Source organism: Pseudomonas sp. NPDC089554 (assembly GCF_050280645.1).
Classification (GTDB): domain Bacteria; phylum Pseudomonadota; class Gammaproteobacteria; order Pseudomonadales; family Pseudomonadaceae; genus Aquipseudomonas.
The window spans coordinates 25,647-44,190 of the sequence record NZ_JBNNVR010000038.1 but is presented as its reverse complement, the minus strand read 5'-3'; the positions used below and the strand labels follow the sequence as shown (position 1 = coordinate 44,190).

Below are 18,544 nucleotides of genomic sequence, written 5' to 3'. Positions count from 1 at the left end.
GACCGATACCCCGCCGCGTGCAACGCAGCCTGGCACAGCACCAGGCATTGGCGCTGTTGCGGGTCCATGCGCGAGGCCTCGCGGGGGGTGTAGCGAAACGCGCCAGCGTCGAACTGCTCCGGTGCGTGGAGAAACGCCCCACGTGGCACGAACACGCCGTCGCCATCATCGGGCCGTTGCGTCGTTGGGTACGTCTCTACCAGCTCTTGCGCCTCGCAGATCGCCTGCCACAGCGCGTCGCAATCTTCAGCGCCGGGAAAACGCCCGGCCATGCTGACCACCGCGATGTCATCGAGGTTATTCATGCTCATCTCCTTCCCTGGCTTCACCCTGGCGTGCCACCACCTGCGCGGCCAGTGCGCGGGCGTTGGAAAACTCGAACAGATCGACCATCGACAAGCTCACGCCAAAGCGCAGATTGACCTGCCGGATCAGCTCGCTGCCGACCAGCGAGTCGCCGCCCAGGTCGAAGAAATTGGCCTCGGCAGTGACCTGGCCGTGCAACACCTGTTGCCACACTTGCGTCATTGCCTCGACGTCGCACAATTGCTTGTTCGGCTGCGCCGTTGCCGCTACCACGGCGGCCTGAGCACCAGGGTTCAGACGTGCCGCCAGCGGCGTGCTTGAAACGATGAAACGGCGATAGCGCCCCAGAGCCGAGAAAATAGCAGTGAGTACCTGCTCGACCTCGGCGGCGGCCAGCCCAGTGCCACGACCTTCGCCATAGATGAAGCCTTCGCTGTGTTCCCAGCCCTCCCAGCCATCCCAGTCGATGGCGAAATAAGGCCTCTGCGTGCTGCCGCGATGGTGCCAGTAGGCACACGCTTCGTTGGCCGCCGCGTAGGGCGCAAGGCCCAGTCCGCCCGCCAGCACGGCCAACGAGGAAACGAAGCAGCCAAAACGCGTCGGCCGGTCGCTGAACCACTCATGCAGCAGGCAGGCACCTTGCCATTTGGCGGCCAGCAGCGTTTGCCACTGCTGCGCCGTCGAACGCATCAACCATTGCTGGGTGAGGTTGCCCGACGGCCCGGCCGCATGCACGAAGGCATTGGGCTCGACGCCTTCGACTTGCAACTGCGCGAGCGCCGCGAACAGGGCATCGCGCTCGGTGATGTCGGCGTCGACCACATCTACCCGTACCCCCAGGTCACGCAGCGCCTGCAAGCGTTGCTGACGCAGTTGGCGGCGGGCGCTGTCGCCCGAGTCCGGCCGTTGCACCAGCACCAGGTCGGCGCCGTGGTGACGGGCCAGGTAGCTGGCCATGCCGAAGCCCACCGTACCCAGCCCACCGCTGACCAGGCAGACCAGCGGCCCATCGCCCTCGGATGTGCCTGCAAGCACAGGCAGCACCTCGTGCTCACGCGTCCAGACATGCCCAGAGCGCAAGGCGCAGAGCCGTGGCAATGCGCGGCTGCGCAGCACCACCTCGGCCAGGTCTTGGGCCTGGCCTGGCTCATCGAGCAGCGTCGCAGGCACATCGACGACACGGATGTTCAGCGCCGGGTGTTCATGACCGATGGCCGCCACGCAGGCCAGCGCCGCACTGGCGCCCACTCGCACGTTGCCTGCCGCCAGCGGGTCGACGAAGCCTGCGCCAATCAGCACCAGCTCTAGCGCCTCGCGGCCCTGTTCTATGAACTGCCTGACCTGCTCGCACACGCGCCACGCCAAGCTCGGCGCGTCCAGCTCGGCCGCCCGCTCGTCGAGCAACCAGATCACCCGTGCGTCGCTGGCCACGCCCAGGTCGTCATCCATGGTGCGCACACCCTTGCGCCCCAGGGCGTCGCGCAACGCCTGGCGCAGGCCTTGGCTGGCGCCCAGCAGTTGCAGGGTTTCCGGCACCTGGGTTGAGGCGAAGCCGTGCAGCAGCCCCTGCTGAGCCCACTGCTCCACATACACTGTCGCGCGGTGCGGTGCAGCGACTTCATTGGGCGCCTGCGGGGTGAACCAGCAACGCCTTGGCCGCAAGGGGGCGAACGGTAGCTCGCGCTGGGCCACCAGACGGCCAGCGCGAAGCAGCGCCCAGTCCACCCGGCCACCCTGCGCCCAGAAGCGCCCCAACCCCGCACGCAGGGAGTGCCCACAGGTGTTGAGGTCGAGCAGCGCGTCGGCTTGAGGGTGCTCATCGGCGCGAGGCAGGTCCACATCGAGGACGCTGTCAGACGCCTCCAAGGCGAACACCAGCACGTGCCCAGGCAGCAGTTGCCCGAGAAAACGCGCCAATGCCTCGAGGCGCGCCTGGCCCTGGTCAGGCGATTGGCGCAGGCAAAGCTGATAGCCGGGCTCTTGCGCCATGGCCTGCATCAGTGACTCGTTCACTGCAATGCAGAGCGATCGCGGCTCGGCGTGCACCTTCGTCACACGAAAACGCCGCGCCTGCACCTCATGCCTCAACTGCGCCAGGTCGCTAACCTCGAGCACCGCACGCCACGCAAGGCTGGCACGCCCCTCGGCAAAACCACGGGCCACCTGTTCGAGCGCAAGGCCCGGCTCTCGAGCCACCTGCTCGGCCAAGGCATCGGCCACGGTATGCACATCCGCCTGGTCACGCCCGCTGAGCACCACCACCTGCGGTTGCCCCAGGGCCACCTGAACAGGCCGCGCAGGTGCCTGCTCGAGCACCAGGTGGACGTTGCTGCCACCAGCCCCGAACGAACTCACCCCAGCGCGGCGCACCGGCGCCTGAAGCCATTCCATCGGCCGGGTATTGATCAGGAATGGGCTGCGCGCCAGGTCGCAGGCCGGGTTGGCACGTTCGAAGGTAGGGTGAGGCGGGATACAGCCATGGCTCACCGACAACACCCCGCGAGCCAGGCCGGCAAAGCCTGCCGCAGCGGCCAGGTGCCCCACGTTGGCCTTGATCGAGCCCAGTGCACAGAAGCCCTGGCGCTCGGTGTGCTGCGCGAAGGCCTGGCACAGGGCATCGAACTCCACCGGGTCGCCCAGCGAGGTTGCGGTGCCATGGGCCTCGATCATGCCGATGGACTGGGCATCGACCTGGGCCAGCGCCAGCGCCTGGAGAATCAGTTGTCGCTGGCCGTCGACCCCTGGCGCGGTGAATCCGGCGCGCCCGGCACCGTCGTTGTTCGCTGCCGAACCGAGGATCACCGCCCGGATGCTGTCACCGGCCAGCAAGGCATCTTCCAACGGCCGCAGGGCCACCAGGCCCACGCCATCGCCGAAGAAGGTGCCGCTGGCCTGGGCGTCGAACGGTCGGCAACTGCCGTCGCGGGAGAACATCAGGTCCGGTTGATAGAGGTAGCCGGGGCGGGCCAAGGCATGAAACGAGACGCCGCCGGCGAAGGCAATCTCACACTCGCCCAGCAGCAGGCTGTTGACCGCCAGGTGCACAGCACTCAACGAAGACGAACAGCCGGTCTGGACACTGACACTCGGCCCCTCCAGCCCCAACTTGTAGGACACGCGAGCGGTCATGTAGTCCTTGTCGTTGGCCAGCATCCGCTCGGTACCGGCCGCCGACATCAGGTCGCACTCACCGCCGATCACATTGAGCAGGTAGGTATTGAGCGAACAGCCGGCGAACAGGCCGATGCGTGGGCGACGCAGCGGGTTGCCCAGGCCGGTGGTCTGGGTCAGCTCCCAGGCGCACTCCAGCAGCAGGCGATGCTGCGGGTCGAGCAATTGCGCCTCGCGCTGGCTCATGGCGAAGAACTCGGGGTCGAACTGGTCGGCATCGGCCAGCCGCGCATCGACGGGCACGAAGGCTGGGTCGTCGATCAAGGCATCGCTTACCCCCATGCGCCGCAATTGCGCCGCGTCGTAACGGGTGGAGCAGACCTTGCCGGCCAGCAAGTTGCGCCACAGCGCCTGTGCGTCGCGCGCTGCGGGCAGGCGGCAGCTCATGCCAATGATGGCGATGGCCTGGTCATTCATGGCGGCCCCCTTCGGCGAGGTTCGCCTCGGTCAGTTGCCTGCGCCGCTGCAATGCAGCGCTGCGCCGAGCCAGCCCCACGGGCGCGGCCTCGGCCGTGACGACGGCATCGCCTTGAAGGGCGTTGGCCAGCATTCTCGGCGTCACCCAGCGGAACAGGTCGGAGGGGCGCAGGTGCTGCGCCTCGGGCCAGCGTTGCAGTTGGGCATGCACTTCGAGCAGGGCCATCGAATTACCGCCCAGGTCAAAGAATGCATCGTCCAGCCCCACCTCGGGACGCCCCAGCACGGATGCCCAGATAGCCACGACCCGCTCGCGCCAGCCATCGACATCGGCCACTGCAGCGGCGGTACTGGGCACAAGGGTCTCGAGCAGGTGGCGTGCGGCCTTGCGATCGAGCTTGGCATGCCGGTTCAGCGGCAGCTGCGCCACCGGCAGTACGCGGGTGGGCTGCATGTAGCCTGGCAACTTGCCTCGCAGGTACTCGCGCAGCGCTTTTTCGTCGAAGCCTGCGACCGCGTCATGGCAGCTCACCAGCGCCACCAGGCGCATGTGCCCATCCACCTCTTCCAGCAGCACCGCCGCCTGGCGTACTTCTGCACATGCCTCCAGGCACCGCTCGATTTCGCCCAGCTCGATGCGGTAGCCATTGAACTTGACCTGCTCGTCGATCCGGCCAGCGAAACGCAGGCGCTCGCCGTCCCAATACCCCAAGTCGCCGGTGCGGTAGGCGATCGCGTCCTGGCGATAAGGGTCGACGATGAAGCGTTCGCGGTTCTGCTGCGCCAACCCGACATACCCCAGCGATACCCCTGCCCCGCCGATCACGATTTCGCCAAGCGTCCCCTTGGCAGGGCAGGTTTCACCCTCGCGCAGGTACACCGTGGCCAATGACAGTGGCCGGCCGATGGGAACGATCGCCTCATCGGCAAGCGCTGGCGTCACCCGCTCCAGGGTTGCGAACACCGTGGTTTCCGCCGGGCCGTAGAGGTTCCACAAGGCCCAACGGTCGCTCAGGTACTGCCGGGCCACCGCGCCGGGCAAGGCTTCGCCACACACCACCCAGTGCTGCGCGACGAGCCGCGACGAATGCTGGAGGAAGTCCGCCGACAACTGCCGTAGCCCGGAAGGCGTCTGGGTGATCACCCCGACCTGATGCCGGATCAGCCATTCGAGCAGCACGTCAGGACGCGAGCGAACGCTGGACGGAATGACCAGCAGGCACCCGCCTGAACACAGCGCGCCCCAGATTTCCCAGACGGACAGGTCGAAGCTGGCGGCATGCGACCAGCTCCAGAGCAACTGCTCCGGCATCTGCAGCGCGTGGTACATCGATGCGAGCAACGCCACCACATTGGCCTGGGCCACATCGATGCCCTTGGGTTGGCCGGTGGAGCCGGAGGTGAACACGCTGTAGGCACAGGTATCGGGCGTGCTGCGGTCGAACAACGGCAACGCGGCCGTCAGGTCGTCGTGGGTGCAGGCGCCTACCTGGCAGCCACGCACACCCAGCTCGTCGAGCAACGGCAACTGGCCGTCGGCGACCACCACGGCGATTGCCGAGCTGCGTACGATCAGTGCCAGGCGCTCGCTCGGCAGGCTGGGGTCCAGGGGAACATAGGCAGCCCCCGCGCGCATCACCGCGAGCATCGCCAGCAACGCATCGATGCCGGGGGCGAGCAGCACGCCGACCCGGTCGCCCGGCACCACGCCGAGCGTTTCCAGGTGCCGGGCAAGTTTCACGCTGCGGGCCTGGGTGCCGCGGTAATCCAGGGCACCCGCCTCGTCGCGCAGCGCAGGCGCGTCGGGGTACCGGCTTGCCTGCCTATCGAACCAGGCCACCAGCGTGGGCGCAGGCGCGCTCGCGCTGGGCAGGCTGTTCAGCGGCCCGGGGACACTGTTGTAGTCGGCCTCGCAGGCCGCAGGGGCGGCGCAATCGACATCACCTTGCGCCCCCATCAATGCATCGACGGTGGCCAGCCAGTGCGCGGCGAAGCGCTCAAGGCCCGAGGCGGAAAACGTCCGCTGATCGGCCTTGATCACGCAGCGCAAGCGCTCGTGTGCATCGACCAGTTCCAGGGCGATATCCACCTGCCCTTGTTGTTGCGCCAGCGGCCAGGGCGCGGCACGCAGCCCTGCCCAACCGGCCTGGGCATCCGCACCCGCCATCTGCAAGGCCAGCCAGCGCGAGTGCTCGGCCTGGCCAAGCAGGTTGACGGTGGTCTGGAACAGCGGGTTGCGCCCCTCGGGCCGGGGCAGCACCAGGGTTTCCAGTGCGGCGCCGAGGTCGAAGTCACGGTGGTCCAGCGCCCTGTGCAGGTCATTGCGGATGGCCCGTATCAACGCCTGCAGCGACCCCTGCGCACAGACCCGCAAGGGCAGCACGTTGAACAGGCTGCCCAGGGTGCGAGCAGACGCTGAGTCACGCATCGACATGGGCATGCCGACCATGATCTGCGGCTGCGCGCACGCCCTGCTGACCGCCACCGCCCAGGTCGCGAGGACCACCGCGTACAGCGACGCCCCGGTGTTCTCCACCCAGCGCCTGACCCCACGCAGGCGCTCGCCGTCCAGGGTCAGGTAGTGGCTGGCGACACCGCTGCCGCCCTGGCGCCAGTGGTCCGGCCATTCGAGTGGCGCAGGGGCGTTTTCCAGGTAGTGCAGCCAATGCGCCTGGCTTGCACTGGGCTGCCCGTCAGCTGTCGCACACACCTGGCGACGGTAGTCGCCAAACGGCATGGGCGTGTCGCGCCAGTGCTCGGCTTCGCTGCCGATCTCATCCAGGTAGAGCGCCTCCAGCTCATCGAGCAGCAGGCCCAGGGAGGTGAAGTCCGCGATGATGTGGTGCGCGCACAGCACCAGCACCTGGCTGCCCGCACCTCGGGCGAAGCACCCCAGGCGCAGGCAAGGGCCATGGGCCAGGTCGAAGGGCGAGTCGAACCAGGCGTCGGTGCTCGCCTTGAGGGCCATGTCGTCAAGGCCTGGGTCATCGAAGAACGACAGCGGCGCTTGCAAACCTGGGGCGCAGACCGCCACGGGCACGCCAGCGTCGCCGGGATAGGTAGTGCGCAGAATCTCGTGGCCTGCCACCAGGCGCTGCCAGGCAAAATGCAGCGCCTGGCGTTGCAGGTCACCGTCGATGCGAATGGCCAGGCCGATGTTGTAGCGCGTGTCTTGCGGCTGCATCCGCGCCATCAACCATTGCGCACGCTCCTGCGGGGTCAAGCGTGTCGCCAGTGTTTTCGAAGTATCCATGAACGGTACAAACTCCTTGTAATGGGCCGTGTTCGCTTCAGGCATGGACCAGCAGCTTGGCCACCACGTCATCCAGTGTGGGGCTGTCGAAGAACGCGGTAATCGGCAGGGTCTTGCCGGTGCGTTGGCGAATACGCTGGACAATGGCGACTGCACCCAGCGAATCCAGGCCCAACCCCGCCAGGGGGGTGTCGCCGGCCAGCGCTGCGTTACGCGCGGTACCGCTCAGCTCTTCGATCACCAGGCGGGTCATCGCGGCGCGTAGTTGATCGGGGCTGCCTTGCAGTGCCACCGGGTCGCCCAGGCTTTCATCCGCATGCGCGGTGGGCGCCGCCCGCCCTTGCAAGCTCAACCTTTTGTCCAAGGTGCCAGGCAGCGCTTTGGCAATGATCGTCGTCGCCTGCGGCGTAACTTGACCGCCAGCCAAGGCCCAACGCACCACCTCGTCGGTTTGCATCTGCCCAAGCCCCAGCGCCTGAAGGTGTTGCTGGTGTTCCAGCGAGAGGCGCGCAGTCATGCCCGCTGCCCATGGCCCCCAGGCGATGGCGTGGCCCACCTGGCCGGCACCCTGGCGCTGGGCCATGAAGGCCTGAACGAAGGCATTGGCCGCCGCGTAGGCGGACTGCCCTGCCAGGCCAATGCAGGCCGACAGTGACGAGAAGGCGACGAACCATTGTAGCGGCTGACCCTGCAGGGCGGCGTGCAAATTGAGCGTGCCATTGACCTTGGGCGCCAGCACCCGCTGCACCGCCTGTGGGTCCAAGCGAGACAGCAAGCCATCTTCGACGACGCCAGCCAGATGCAGCACGCCCACCACAGGCTGCCCTTTGCGCTGCACGTGACGCATCAACGCCTCGACATCGGCGGCACTGGCCAGGTCGCCCTGGAACAGGTGCACCTCCACGCCTTCCTGGTTCAAGCGCCTGGCTGCTTCGAGCAACGGCTGCGGTGGGCGGCTACGCCCCATCAGCGTGACCTGGCGTGCGCCACGCGCGACCAGGGCCTGGAGCAGCGCCTGCCCGGTGTCACCGAAGCCACCGGTGACCAGGTAGCGGCCATCAGGCTGGACCGGCAGCGCCTGGGCCGGTTCGTCCGCCAACGGTTCCACGACCTGCTCGTACACCTGCCCGCCAGCCACGCGCAGCGCATTCGCCGCAGGGTGTTGCCCCAGCAATACCACCAAGGTGTCGAGGTCTTCCGGAGCTGGGGGCCACTGCGCAGGCAGGTCGATGGCCTGGCAACGAACGTTCGGGAATTCACTGGCGATCACCCGCAGCACCGCCAGGGTGGCCGCCCCCAACAGGTGGTTGTCACCGGCCTCGGGATCGTGAGCGCCTCGGGTCACCACGCTCAAGTGCACCGGCTCGGTGGCGCTGGCATCCAGGTGCAGGCACAGGTGTCGCAGTCGCTGCAAACGCTCACCGAGTGCCTGCGACCAATCCTGGACCGGGCCAAGGCCTTGCCCGCCGGTATCGACCCACTGCGCGGGCTGCGCCGACGGGTTGGCATGGTTTGCCAGGAGCCGCCCGGCCTGCACGAGCCGGGACGCGAGCAGGCCTGCCAAGGGCTCGTCGTCCAACACCACAGGCAAGGCGCTGTCGGCCGTAGGCGCAGGTGTCGCTCGCTCACGCCAGGCCAAGCGGCAAACCTGGGTGGCAATGCCGTGTTCGGCACTGAGCAATGCGCCACGCTGGGCGCGTTTGAGCTGGACGTTGCGCAGGAACGCCACCTGACGCCCCTGGTCATCCTGCAACAGGATGTCACCCTGGAGGATCTGGGTGTCCGGGTCGAAAACCTTGGTGGTCAGGCGGATGATCGCGGTCAACGCCCCTTCAACCGCGGTGTAGAGGGTCATCTCCTCGACCGCCAGGGGAATGTACAACGCCATCTGCGGACACTGCTGCCAATAGCCTGCGAACAACGCCTGGAAACAGGCATCGAGCATGCCGGGGTCGAGCACCAGACCCTCGCCCTGCGCGACCTCGCTGCTGGCCAACAGTTGCACTTGCATGAGCTGCGCATGTTCGTCGAGGTGCATCGTAGCGATCCGACGGAACAATGGCCCCAGCTGCAAGCCATTGGCACGGGCACGTGCATAGAACGCCACAGCGTCCAAGGGTTGGGCGGCGGCCCCCATGGCAGGAAGCGCTTCGCCCGACGACGCGGCCACCGGCAGCGCCGTACCACTGGAGAGCACCTGCGTGGTCCCCTCGGCGTTTGCCGACACAGCCACCTGATACTCGCCCTCACCTCCCGCAGCGGACCATTCGATACGGATATCGCACTGCGCGCCCTGCGCCATCAGCAGGGGCCGCAGGAAACGCACATCGCGGATGCACACCGCAGACATCTGCAAGCTGCGCATGGCCTGGGTGGCGATCACGCCCAGGTGCAAGGCGCCCGGCACCACCACGCGGTCGAACAGGCAATGGTCGGCCAACAGCCCTGCCCCCTGCCAGCTCGCCTCGAACAGCCGGCGGTGTGCGCCATCGTTGTCCCGCAGACGCCCGGTAAGCCCTTGCGCTGGCGGCGCCTTGGCCACGGCCAGGCTGGGCAGCGCGAAGTACGAGTGCTGCCAGGTGTGATGTCGGGTCGCGTCATCCAGGTTCGCAGCCAGCGCATGCCCCGCCTCATGCAACCCCGCCCGCAGGGCGTTGAGCGATTGCTGCAAGGGCTTGTGCCGATTGAGCACCGCCATGGCCCGCAGGCCAGGGTGGGAGACGCCCAAGCAGCGCTGGATGTGCTGGACCAGCGACGCATGCGGCCCCAGTTCGATGAAGGTTTCGCAACCCAGCTCGGCCAGCCGCGCTATAGCCAGGTCGAAGCGCACTGGACGCAAGGCATTGCGTACCCAGTAGCCAGCATCGTCAGGCAATTGCGCCTCATCCTGGCCATGGCTGGACGAAACGAAGGGTAGCAGCGCCTGCCCGTGACTCAGCGGCCCGAAGGCCGCCAGCAATTCATGCTCCAGCGGGTTGAGCAACGCGCAGTGGAACGGGTAGTGCTCATTGACCGTGATGGCCTCGACCCCGGCGGCGGCGCAACACGACCGGAACTGCGTCAATGCGCCCGCCGCAACCGAAACGATGCTGGCTCCGGGGCTGTTGAAGGCAGAAACCGAGGCACCAGGGCAGTCGGCCAGTACCTGCTCGACCGTTTCCATGGGGGCCAGCAACGCCTGCATGCTGCCTTGCCCATGCAGCTTCGCCATGCAGCGCCCACGCGCCAACGCCGCCTGCAAGGTTTGCTCGCGGCTCAAGATCCCTGCGCAACAGGCAGCGGAGAGCTCGCCGATGCTGTGCCCAGCGACTGCCGCAGGTTCCACGCCCCAACTCAGCAGCATGTCGAACAACGCCAGTTGGATCGCCACCACACAGGGTTGTGCCCAACGCGTCTGCGCAAGGTCCGTCTCGCTCTGGGCGGCAATCGCCCGCAGCAGTGACCAGCCATCCAGACGCTGGATGATCGCCTCGCTGCGTTGCAGGCTGTCGCGGAACACCTCGTCCTGCGCCAACAGCTGGTCGACCATGCCCGGCCACTGGCTGCCCTGCCCCGAAAACACCAGTGCGAGCTTCTGCGCCGAGCCAGTCGGCGGTGCTGTCATCACCGTTGCCGCGTCCTGGGGCGCGCTGCCGAGAATCACCTGGGCATTGGTACCGGACCAGCCGAACGAACTGACCAACGCATACAGCGGCGTGCCATCGGCAGTTGGCCAGGGCTGGTGGGTTTGCGGGAACGCCAGGGGCACTTGTGCATCGATGTGACGGTTCAACGACCTGAGGTCGGCAAAGCCCGGTACGCTCCGGTGTTGCAGGCACAACACGGTCTTGATCAACGACGCGATACCGGCGGCTGCCTCGCAGTGGCCGATGTTGCCCTTGACCGAGCCGACCAGGCAGCGAGCCGCTTGCGCCCGGCGCCCCAGCACATTGGCCAAGGCTGTCACCTCGATGGGGTCGCCCAGTTTCGTCCCGGTGCCATGCGTCTCGACATAGCCCAGGCTGTCGGCGCTCAGCCCTGCCCGGGCCAGCAACCCACGCAGCAGGGCTTCCTGGGCTAGGCCATTGGGTGCGGTCATGCCATTGGTGCGGCCGTCCTGGTTGACCGCCGAGGCCTGGATCAACGCCAGCACCTGGTCGCCATCACGCCGGGCGTCGCTCAGGCGCTTGAGCACGATCACCCCACAGCCGTCACTGCGCACGATGCCATCGGCGCGCTCGTCGAACGGCTTGCAGCGCCCGTCGGCGGCCATCAGGCCCATGCGCGAGGTGGCCACGGTGAAATCAGGGCTCAGTACCAGGTTCACACCGCCAGCGATGGCTTGCTCGCATTCGCTGTTGCGCAGGCTCTGGCAGGCCTGATGCACGGCAACCAACGATGAAGAGCAAGCGGTATCGATCGCAAGGCACGGGCCCTTCAGGTCGAACAGGTACGCCAGCCGCCCGGCCAGCACGCTGTTGGACACGCCCGGGCCGCTGAAGGCATTGACCCGCTCGATATCGTCGAACAGCCGCCGTGCGTAACCATCGTTGTAGTTCACCACCCCGACATACACGCCGGTCTGGCTGCCGCGCAGGCGTTCACGGGTTTGCCCGGCGTGCACCAGGGCTTCCCAGGCGACCTCGAGGAAGATGCGCTGCTGGGCATCCATATGCTCGGCCTCGACATCGCTGATGCCGAAGAACCCGGCATCGAACGCGCGCTCGTCGATCACGCCCGCCCAGCGCGTGCTGAGCTTGCCGGCGGCCATGGGGTCGGGGTCGTAGAACTGCGTGTTGCTCCAGCGTGCGCTGGGCACTTCCTCGATGGCATCGCGCTGTTGCGTCATCAGCGACCAATACGCCGCCAGCGAATCGGCGCCCGGCAGACGACAGGCTGCACCAACGATGGCAATGGGCTCTTCATGGCGCTGCAGGGCCGCTTTGAGCTGGCGAACACTGACGAGCGCTTGCTGCAATGCCGATGCGCTATCGGGCTTGTTCGATCGTTCCATCAATGCAGGTCTCCACTGAATTTATCCTTGATCGTGGCCAGCTCCCTGAGCAGCTCCGCCATCAACGCGTCATCGTCCTCGTCGGGCGCATCGATCCGTTCCGAGCGACCTTGCAGGCCCTCTTCCAGAGGCCACAACAGCGACTCCAGGTAGGTCGCCAGCGCCGTGATGGTGGGGTAGTTCCACAGCACGGTGGCGGGCATGTGCACCTGCAACTCGGCCTGTAGACGGTTGCGAATTTCAACGCCCAACAGTGAGCTGATGCCCAGCTCGCTCAGGGGGGCGTCCTGGGCGATCGATTCCACGGGCACTTGCAACAGGGCCGCCACGAAGCGGCCGACGATGGCGCAGAGTTGCCCATGGCGGTCACCGGCCTGGGCCAGCGCCTCGACGCCCACCGCCAAGGCGGGCAAGCCGTGCGCCAATGCGCTCGGCCCGCGGTAGCGCATGATCACCACGCACCCATCGCGCGCCTGCCAGTGCGCCAGGCAGGCCAAGGCTTCTTGCATGCCGATCGCCGGCAGGTGCTCGAACACCTGCGCGGCGCCTTCGTGCGCCAGCAAGCCTTCGTCGGCGAACGGCCCGAAGCCAACGCTGGTGGCAGGCAAGCCCTGGCTGATGCGGTATTCGGCCAGGCCATCGAGGTAGGCGTTGCCAGCGGCATAGGCCGCGTGGCCGGGGAAGCCGAACAGGCTCGAGACGGACGACACCAGCAGGAACCGCCGTACCGGCCAGTGCTCGCTCAGCCGATGCAGGTTCCAGGCGCCCTCGCGTTTGGCACGCAGCCCGACGCTCAAGCTCGCCGGGGTCATCGTGGCCAGCGCCTCAGGGTGCAGCACCCCGGCGGCATGGGTGATCGCGGACAACGGCCCGAGCTGTTGCGCGGTGCGTGCCACGGCATCGTCCAGCGCCCTGGCCTCGGCGATGTCGAAGGTTTCGACGCGTATCTGCACGCCTTGTCGGCGCCACGCCTCCAGCGCCTCGGCAACAGGCGGGCTCGGCGGCCTTCGGCTTATCAGCAGGAAACGCCGCTCGCCTTGAGCGATACGCCAGCCCAACATTGCCTGGCCTAGTGCGCCCAGGCCGCCGCTGATCAGGTGGAAACCGATGTCGTCGGCAGGTGCCGCGCGCGTCGCGGCGCTCAGTCCGGTGGCGGCTTGCAGCACCGGCACATAACGCACGCCCTTGCGCCATGCGCATTGGGTCATGGGCGTCACCAGGCTGGCCAGCAACGCCTGGGCAACTGCCCCGTCCGCGTTGTCGACCTGTGGCCCCAGGTCGCTCACGCACAAGCGTTGGCCGTCCAGTTCCAATTGGGCAGTCCTGAGCAGCCCCCACAGCAGGGCGGCGTCAACGCACACTTCGCTGTCCTTCGGCAGGTGCTGCGCAGCGTGGGTCAGCACATGCACCGTGATCGCCGACCGCGGGGCCTTGGCCAGGGCCCGCAACAAGCCCAGCACGACGCAAGCAAGGTGCTCACCTGCCGCGTTTGGCTGGGCCAGCAACACCAGATGCTCGATGGGCGTGCAGTCGAGCAGCTCGAGGAAGGTTCGATAATCAGCATCCCCCTCACTGGACTGTTCCAGAACGTGCCATTGCGCGTTGGCAAGGCTCGGATGGTGGCGCAGGCCCGCCAACGCCGGTTCAGGCCCGACCACCAGCAGGCCCTTGGAGTCAAGGGCAGCTCCCGGCTCAGACTGGACCTCTTGCCAGCCAATGCCATAAAGGCTCGGCCCGCCTGACGAAACCTGCGTTGCCGTATACGCGGCTGGCAGCGACAAAGGTGGCTGACGCGTAGAGGGCCGTGCTGTCACGCTCACACCCGCCTGGTAGGCGCGGGCCAGCAGCGCCGAGCACAGATGTCCAATGGTCTCGCCAGTAAGGCCCTCGATGCGCAAGGTATCATCGTCGCCTTCGCTTTCCCCCTCGCCCCACTCCAGGTCGCGGATGCCCTGGACCAGCAGGCCAAGCCCAAGCCGCCCTGTGGTGAGGTCTTCGATGCTGCCGACCATGCCTGCGACCGCGTAGCGCGAGACCATCATGCCCTCGCTGCGCAGGTAGTCGGCGCAACCGATGTACATCGCCACGCCCTTCACTCGGGCAGGCTCCACGCCCAGTTCGCGGGCCACCTGCAACACCCGTGCGTAACCGCTGGCGAAGGCTGGCACGGCCAGCAGCGCATCCCGTTGCCGGGCAGAAAGCGGTGCCTGACGGCGAACTTGCAACAAGGGTGCAGCGCAGACCTTGCTGTCCCACGCTGGTGCCTGCGCGGCAGCACGCAACTCGACCAGCGCCTGCTCGCGGGACTCGACCACCAAGGCCAGGCGATGGCGTTCATGGCTGCAAGCCTCGCGCAGCGCCTGGGCGCAGTCTGCAAGGCTTGGCGGCGTGTCTTGCGCGAGCCAGCTTGCGATGCTCGCGCAGCGCGCCTGCAAGGCCTGCTGGTTGTGCCCTGACAGCAGCAGCACCTGCACAGCGCCACTCGGCGCGGCCTGAGCCTCACAACATTCGTCCAGCCCTTGCTGCATGGCACTGGCGTCGCACCAACCACGGCGGGCACTGACCAGCACGCCTCGCGACGGCGCGGCATCGCGCAAACTGCGCAGCAGCACCGGGTGGCTGGACACCTCGACCAGCACACCCTCGGTCTGCTGCAAGGCCGTGCGCAACGCATCGAACCACCGCACGGGCCGTGCCACCACGTCAGCCCAGTAGGCGGTGCTCGCAGGCCCGCCGCCGGTCCCTCCGGCGCATGCGCCATGAAACGGCAACTGCGGGCTACACGGTACGATGTCCTCGAGCGCCTCGCACAGGGCCTGGTAGCCCTGCTCATCGCTTCCGGCATGCACGGCAACGTCGCAGCGAACCCGGCGCAAACGCAGCTTGCTCTGCTCGCAATACTGCTCAACCGCAGCGATCGCGGCGCCAGGGCCGGTGATCACGGTCGCGTCCTCGGTATGCTGGATGGCCACTTGCACAGGCACTTGCAGCCTCTGCAACAACGCCTGGGCAGGCTCCCAGCCCATCTCCAGCAGCGCCATGGCACCCGGTTGCCCTGCGGCCCAGCGCGCCTGAGCAAGACTCACCCGCAAGGCATCACGCAGGTTCAGCACCCCCGCCACATGGGCGGCGGCCACCTCGCCGATACTGTGCCCGATCACCGCGAGCGGCCGCAGGCCCTTGGCGATCCACACCTCGGCCAGCGCCACCTGCACGGCGAAATGACAGGGCCAGGCCACTTCCACGTCATCGAACACCTGCCCGGCGTCATACAGGCGCTCGGCCAACGACCAACTTGCCAGGCTCATGAACTCGCGGTCGCAGCGGGCGATGCAGGCGCTGAACAGCGGGTCCAGGCGGGCCAGGTGCAAGCCCATTCCCTGCCACTGCGCGCCCTGCCCGGAAAACACCAGCACACCGCCCTTGGCCTTGCTGGCGGGTGCCTGCACCACCAGCGAGGGCTGCGCATTGCCGGAACGTTCAAAGCCCTCGGGCGAGTCGACCGGCCATTGCCGACCCACGATGACGTGGGCATTGGTGCCGCCGAAACCAAACGAACTGACGCCAGCCAGGGGCTGCGCCGAGGACCAGCGCGTGCGCTCCAGCACTGGCTGCAAGGCCAATTGCGACCAATCGATTGCCGGGTTGGGCGTGCGGTAGTTCAGGTGTGCGGGAATCGCCCCGTGCTGCAGCGCCAGCAGCACTTTGATCAACCCGGCCATCCCTGCTGCGGCTTCACTGTGGCCGATGTTGGTCTTCACCGAGCCGATCAGCAGCGCCTGCTGGCGTGCACCGCGCGGGCAATAGGCAGCGGCGATGGCGCTGGCTTCTATCGGGTCGCCCATGGCGGTGCCCGTACCATGGGCCTCCAGGTACTCGACGTCAGCGGGCGCGATGCCAGCCTGGCGAATGGCTTCGTTCAGCAGCGCTTGCTGGGCGTGCATCGACGGCGCAGTGAGGCTGTTGTGAAAACCGTTGTTGTTGACCACCGAGGCGCGGATCACGCCCCAGACCGACGCGCCTGCCGCCAACGCTTCGGGTAGTCGACGCAGCACCAGCACCCCGGCGCCCTCGGCCCTGACATAGCCGTCGGCAGCAGCGTCGAAGGTATGGCAGGTGGCGGTTTGCGACAGCCCGCCGAAGCGCCGCATGGCCTCGAAGCTCTGCGCCGCCAGCAACAAATTGACCCCACCGACGATGGCGAAATCGCACTCCCCTTGCCTGAGTGCCTGGCAGGCCAGGTGCACGGCCACCAGTGACGACGAACACGCAGTATTGACCGTCATGCTCGGACCATCGAGCCCCAAGGTGAAGGAAATCCTCGCCGAGAGAATGCTGGTGTCCAGCCCCGTGGCGCTCTGCGCGGTCATCTGCTGCGGCGCGACATGATGAGCGAAGTCCGACCACATGGCCCCGACATAAACACCGCCGCGTTGCCCACGCAACGTGGCAGGTGGCATGCCGGCTTGCTCCAGGGCGTCCCAGGCCAGGGTCAACAGCAGCCGTTGCTGCGGGTCCATCTGCGAGGCCTCGTGCGCCCCCAGGCCGAAGCGTGAGTGGTCGAAGTCGCAGGTACTGTCGAGAAAGCCTGCGACCTCATCGAAGGCGACATGCCAGCCGCTTTCCCGGCGCTCGGAAAAATGACCTTCAGGCAACGGGCCGACCCCCTGGCCGCCGCTCTCGAGCAACGTCCAGAACGCCAGGCTGTCCCGTGCGCCGGGGAAGCGACACGCCAAGCCGGTCACCGCCACGGGCTGGGTGCTATTGACCGGTGCGCGGCGCGGTGCCTGGGTAGCGCCGCCCTCCAGGCTGCACAGGTAGCGACACAATTGCGCGGGGGTGGCGAAGCGCCAGAACAGCGTTGGGTCGAGGTCGCGCTCCAATTGCGCGCCGAGCGCGGCCAGCAACCCGGTCACTTCGATCGAGTCCAGGCCCAGGCTGCCCAGGCGCTGCTCCTCGTCTACCCGCTCCACACCACAGGCCGACGCCAGTTGCGTCAGCACGATGGCCAGTACTTGCTCGTATCCAGCACTCATGCACATTTCCCTATCAGGTTCACCCTGAATTCCTTTCAGGGTGTTGGGGCGTTAAGTCTCAGTTGCAGGTCGTGGCCATTGACTGCACATGGCCGAACAACCGATCGATCACGGCGTCCAGCGCTAGTCGATGCGTCATCTGCGGCGATACCAGCACTGTGATACGCAAGGTGTGCGCATGTATCTCGGCCTCGAAGCTCAACGGCAGGTGGGCCATCTGTTGCTCTGCAGACGCCAGGCGTAGTGGCTCGGGCGCGAGCTGGTAGCCGATCAGGTTGGCATTGGGGCGCGGTGACGAAATGAAGTTGAAGCCGATAGCCGCAAGCGGCGGCACCGGCGCACCGGGCACGCCGCTGAAATGCCGAATCGCGAAATCCTGCGCGGATGCCATTGCCTGCTGGACTTGGGCCACGGCCGCGTGCGCCGCCTCGCGTGGGCCTTCTCCAGCCTGCAAATTCACGCGCACCGGTAACGGGAACGACACCGAGCCCACCAACTCGGCGACAGGTGTGTGCCAGTCGCCAATGAAATGCGGGCTGACCCACATCATCAGGTCTACCGAACCCTGCGCCTGGACGCTGCTCAACGCGTGCAACCAGCACCCGAGCAGGCAGTCGCTCAGGCTGAGCTGCCAGGCTGCCGCGCAGGCTCTCAAGGCTTGCAACTCAGCCGCCTGCAAATGCAGGCAATGGCAGGTCTGCGTACTGGCCAGGGTCTTGCCGGACAGTTCATGCGCAACCCGGTCAAGGGTGCCCAACGCGGCCAGCGGCTCAGGCGATGGCTGCGTCGCCGCAGGCAAGGCGCGATAGCGCTCAGCGAGCTCCTGGGCGAACGCCGGGTAGCTGTCGCAGGTTTCCGTCGGCAACGGTTCGCCTTGGGCCGCCGCGCGGTAGGCCCTGGAAATGTCGCGCCACAGGATACGGCTGGAAATACCGTCACAGACCAGATGATGGAAGATCACCAGCAGGCGTTGTCGCTCGGCCTGCTCGGCATCGAGCAACACATAGCGGATCAAGGGTGGCGTCATGGACGGCGACGCGAGCAGAGCATCGATACCCGCCTGGAGCCGCGCGTCGATCGACAGGCCTGCGGCCTCGTCAAGTACGCTGAATGCCACCTCGCCTGGCAGTTGATCCGGCGCCAGGAAGTGCATGTTCCACTCTCCTTCGTTCCGAGTGAAACTAGCGCGCAGCACCGGGTACTTATGCAGGATGAAACAGACGGCTTCTCGCAGATACAGCGGATTGAGCCGCTCTTGCGGAATCAATACTTCACCGACGTAGAAACTTTCCAATTGCGCTGCCGTTCGCTGATCATACAACTGGCCCAATAGCAGCCGCATGACTCACCTCCCTTTTAAAAGTTGCA

6 protein-coding genes are annotated in these 18,544 nt (G+C 66.8%); all 6 read right to left on the bottom strand.

Annotated elements, in window-relative coordinates; genetic code table 11:
• On the bottom strand, positions 1-305 hold a 305-nt coding region (locus tag ACQKPE_RS13540; RefSeq protein ID WP_427666541.1), incomplete at its 3' end, for a beta-ketoacyl synthase N-terminal-like domain-containing protein.
• Positions 298-3,894 (bottom strand): beta-ketoacyl synthase N-terminal-like domain-containing protein, encoded by a 3,597-nt coding sequence (locus ACQKPE_RS13535; protein ID WP_427666539.1) that lies wholly within the window; start codon positions 3,892-3,894, stop codon positions 298-300. The genes ACQKPE_RS13540 and ACQKPE_RS13535, both read right to left, overlap by 8 nt.
• Complete coding sequence (locus ACQKPE_RS13530) at positions 3,887-7,147, bottom strand: non-ribosomal peptide synthetase (protein WP_427666537.1); 3,261 nt, start codon at positions 7,145-7,147, stop codon at positions 3,887-3,889. The genes ACQKPE_RS13535 and ACQKPE_RS13530 overlap by 8 nt, the downstream gene beginning before the upstream one ends.
• Before the next feature lie 37 nt (positions 7,148-7,184).
• Positions 7,185-12,140, bottom strand: a complete 4,956-nt coding sequence (locus ACQKPE_RS13525; RefSeq protein ID WP_427666535.1) for an SDR family NAD(P)-dependent oxidoreductase — start codon at positions 12,138-12,140, stop codon at positions 7,185-7,187.
• Complete coding sequence (locus ACQKPE_RS13520; protein ID WP_427666533.1) at positions 12,140-17,176, bottom strand: beta-ketoacyl synthase N-terminal-like domain-containing protein; 5,037 nt, start codon at positions 17,174-17,176, stop codon at positions 12,140-12,142. Before ACQKPE_RS13520 ends, ACQKPE_RS13525 begins: the two co-directional genes overlap by 1 nt.
• A 58-nt stretch (positions 17,177-17,234) precedes the next feature.
• A complete protein-coding gene (locus ACQKPE_RS13515; RefSeq protein WP_427666531.1) occupies positions 17,235-18,518 on the bottom strand; it encodes a condensation domain-containing protein in 1,284 nt (427 codons plus the stop codon).
• Positions 18,519-18,544: the final 26 nt, after the last annotated feature.

Bases quoted from the DNA above. Each gene is read 5' to 3' on its own strand.
- ACQKPE_RS13535 (WP_427666539.1), bottom strand. From the start codon at position 3,894: ATGAATGACCAGGCCATCGCCATCATTGGCATGAGCTGCCGCCTGCCC.
- ACQKPE_RS13530 (WP_427666537.1), bottom strand. From the start codon at position 7,147: ATGGATACTTCGAAAACACTGGCGACACGCTTGACCCCGCAGGAGCGT.
- ACQKPE_RS13525 (WP_427666535.1), bottom strand. From the start codon at position 12,140: ATGGAACGATCGAACAAGCCCGATAGCGCATCGGCATTGCAGCAAGCG.
- ACQKPE_RS13520 (WP_427666533.1), bottom strand. From the start codon at position 17,176: ATGAGTGCTGGATACGAGCAAGTACTGGCCATCGTGCTGACGCAACTG.
- ACQKPE_RS13515 (WP_427666531.1), bottom strand. From the start codon at position 18,518: ATGCGGCTGCTATTGGGCCAGTTGTATGATCAGCGAACGGCAGCGCAA.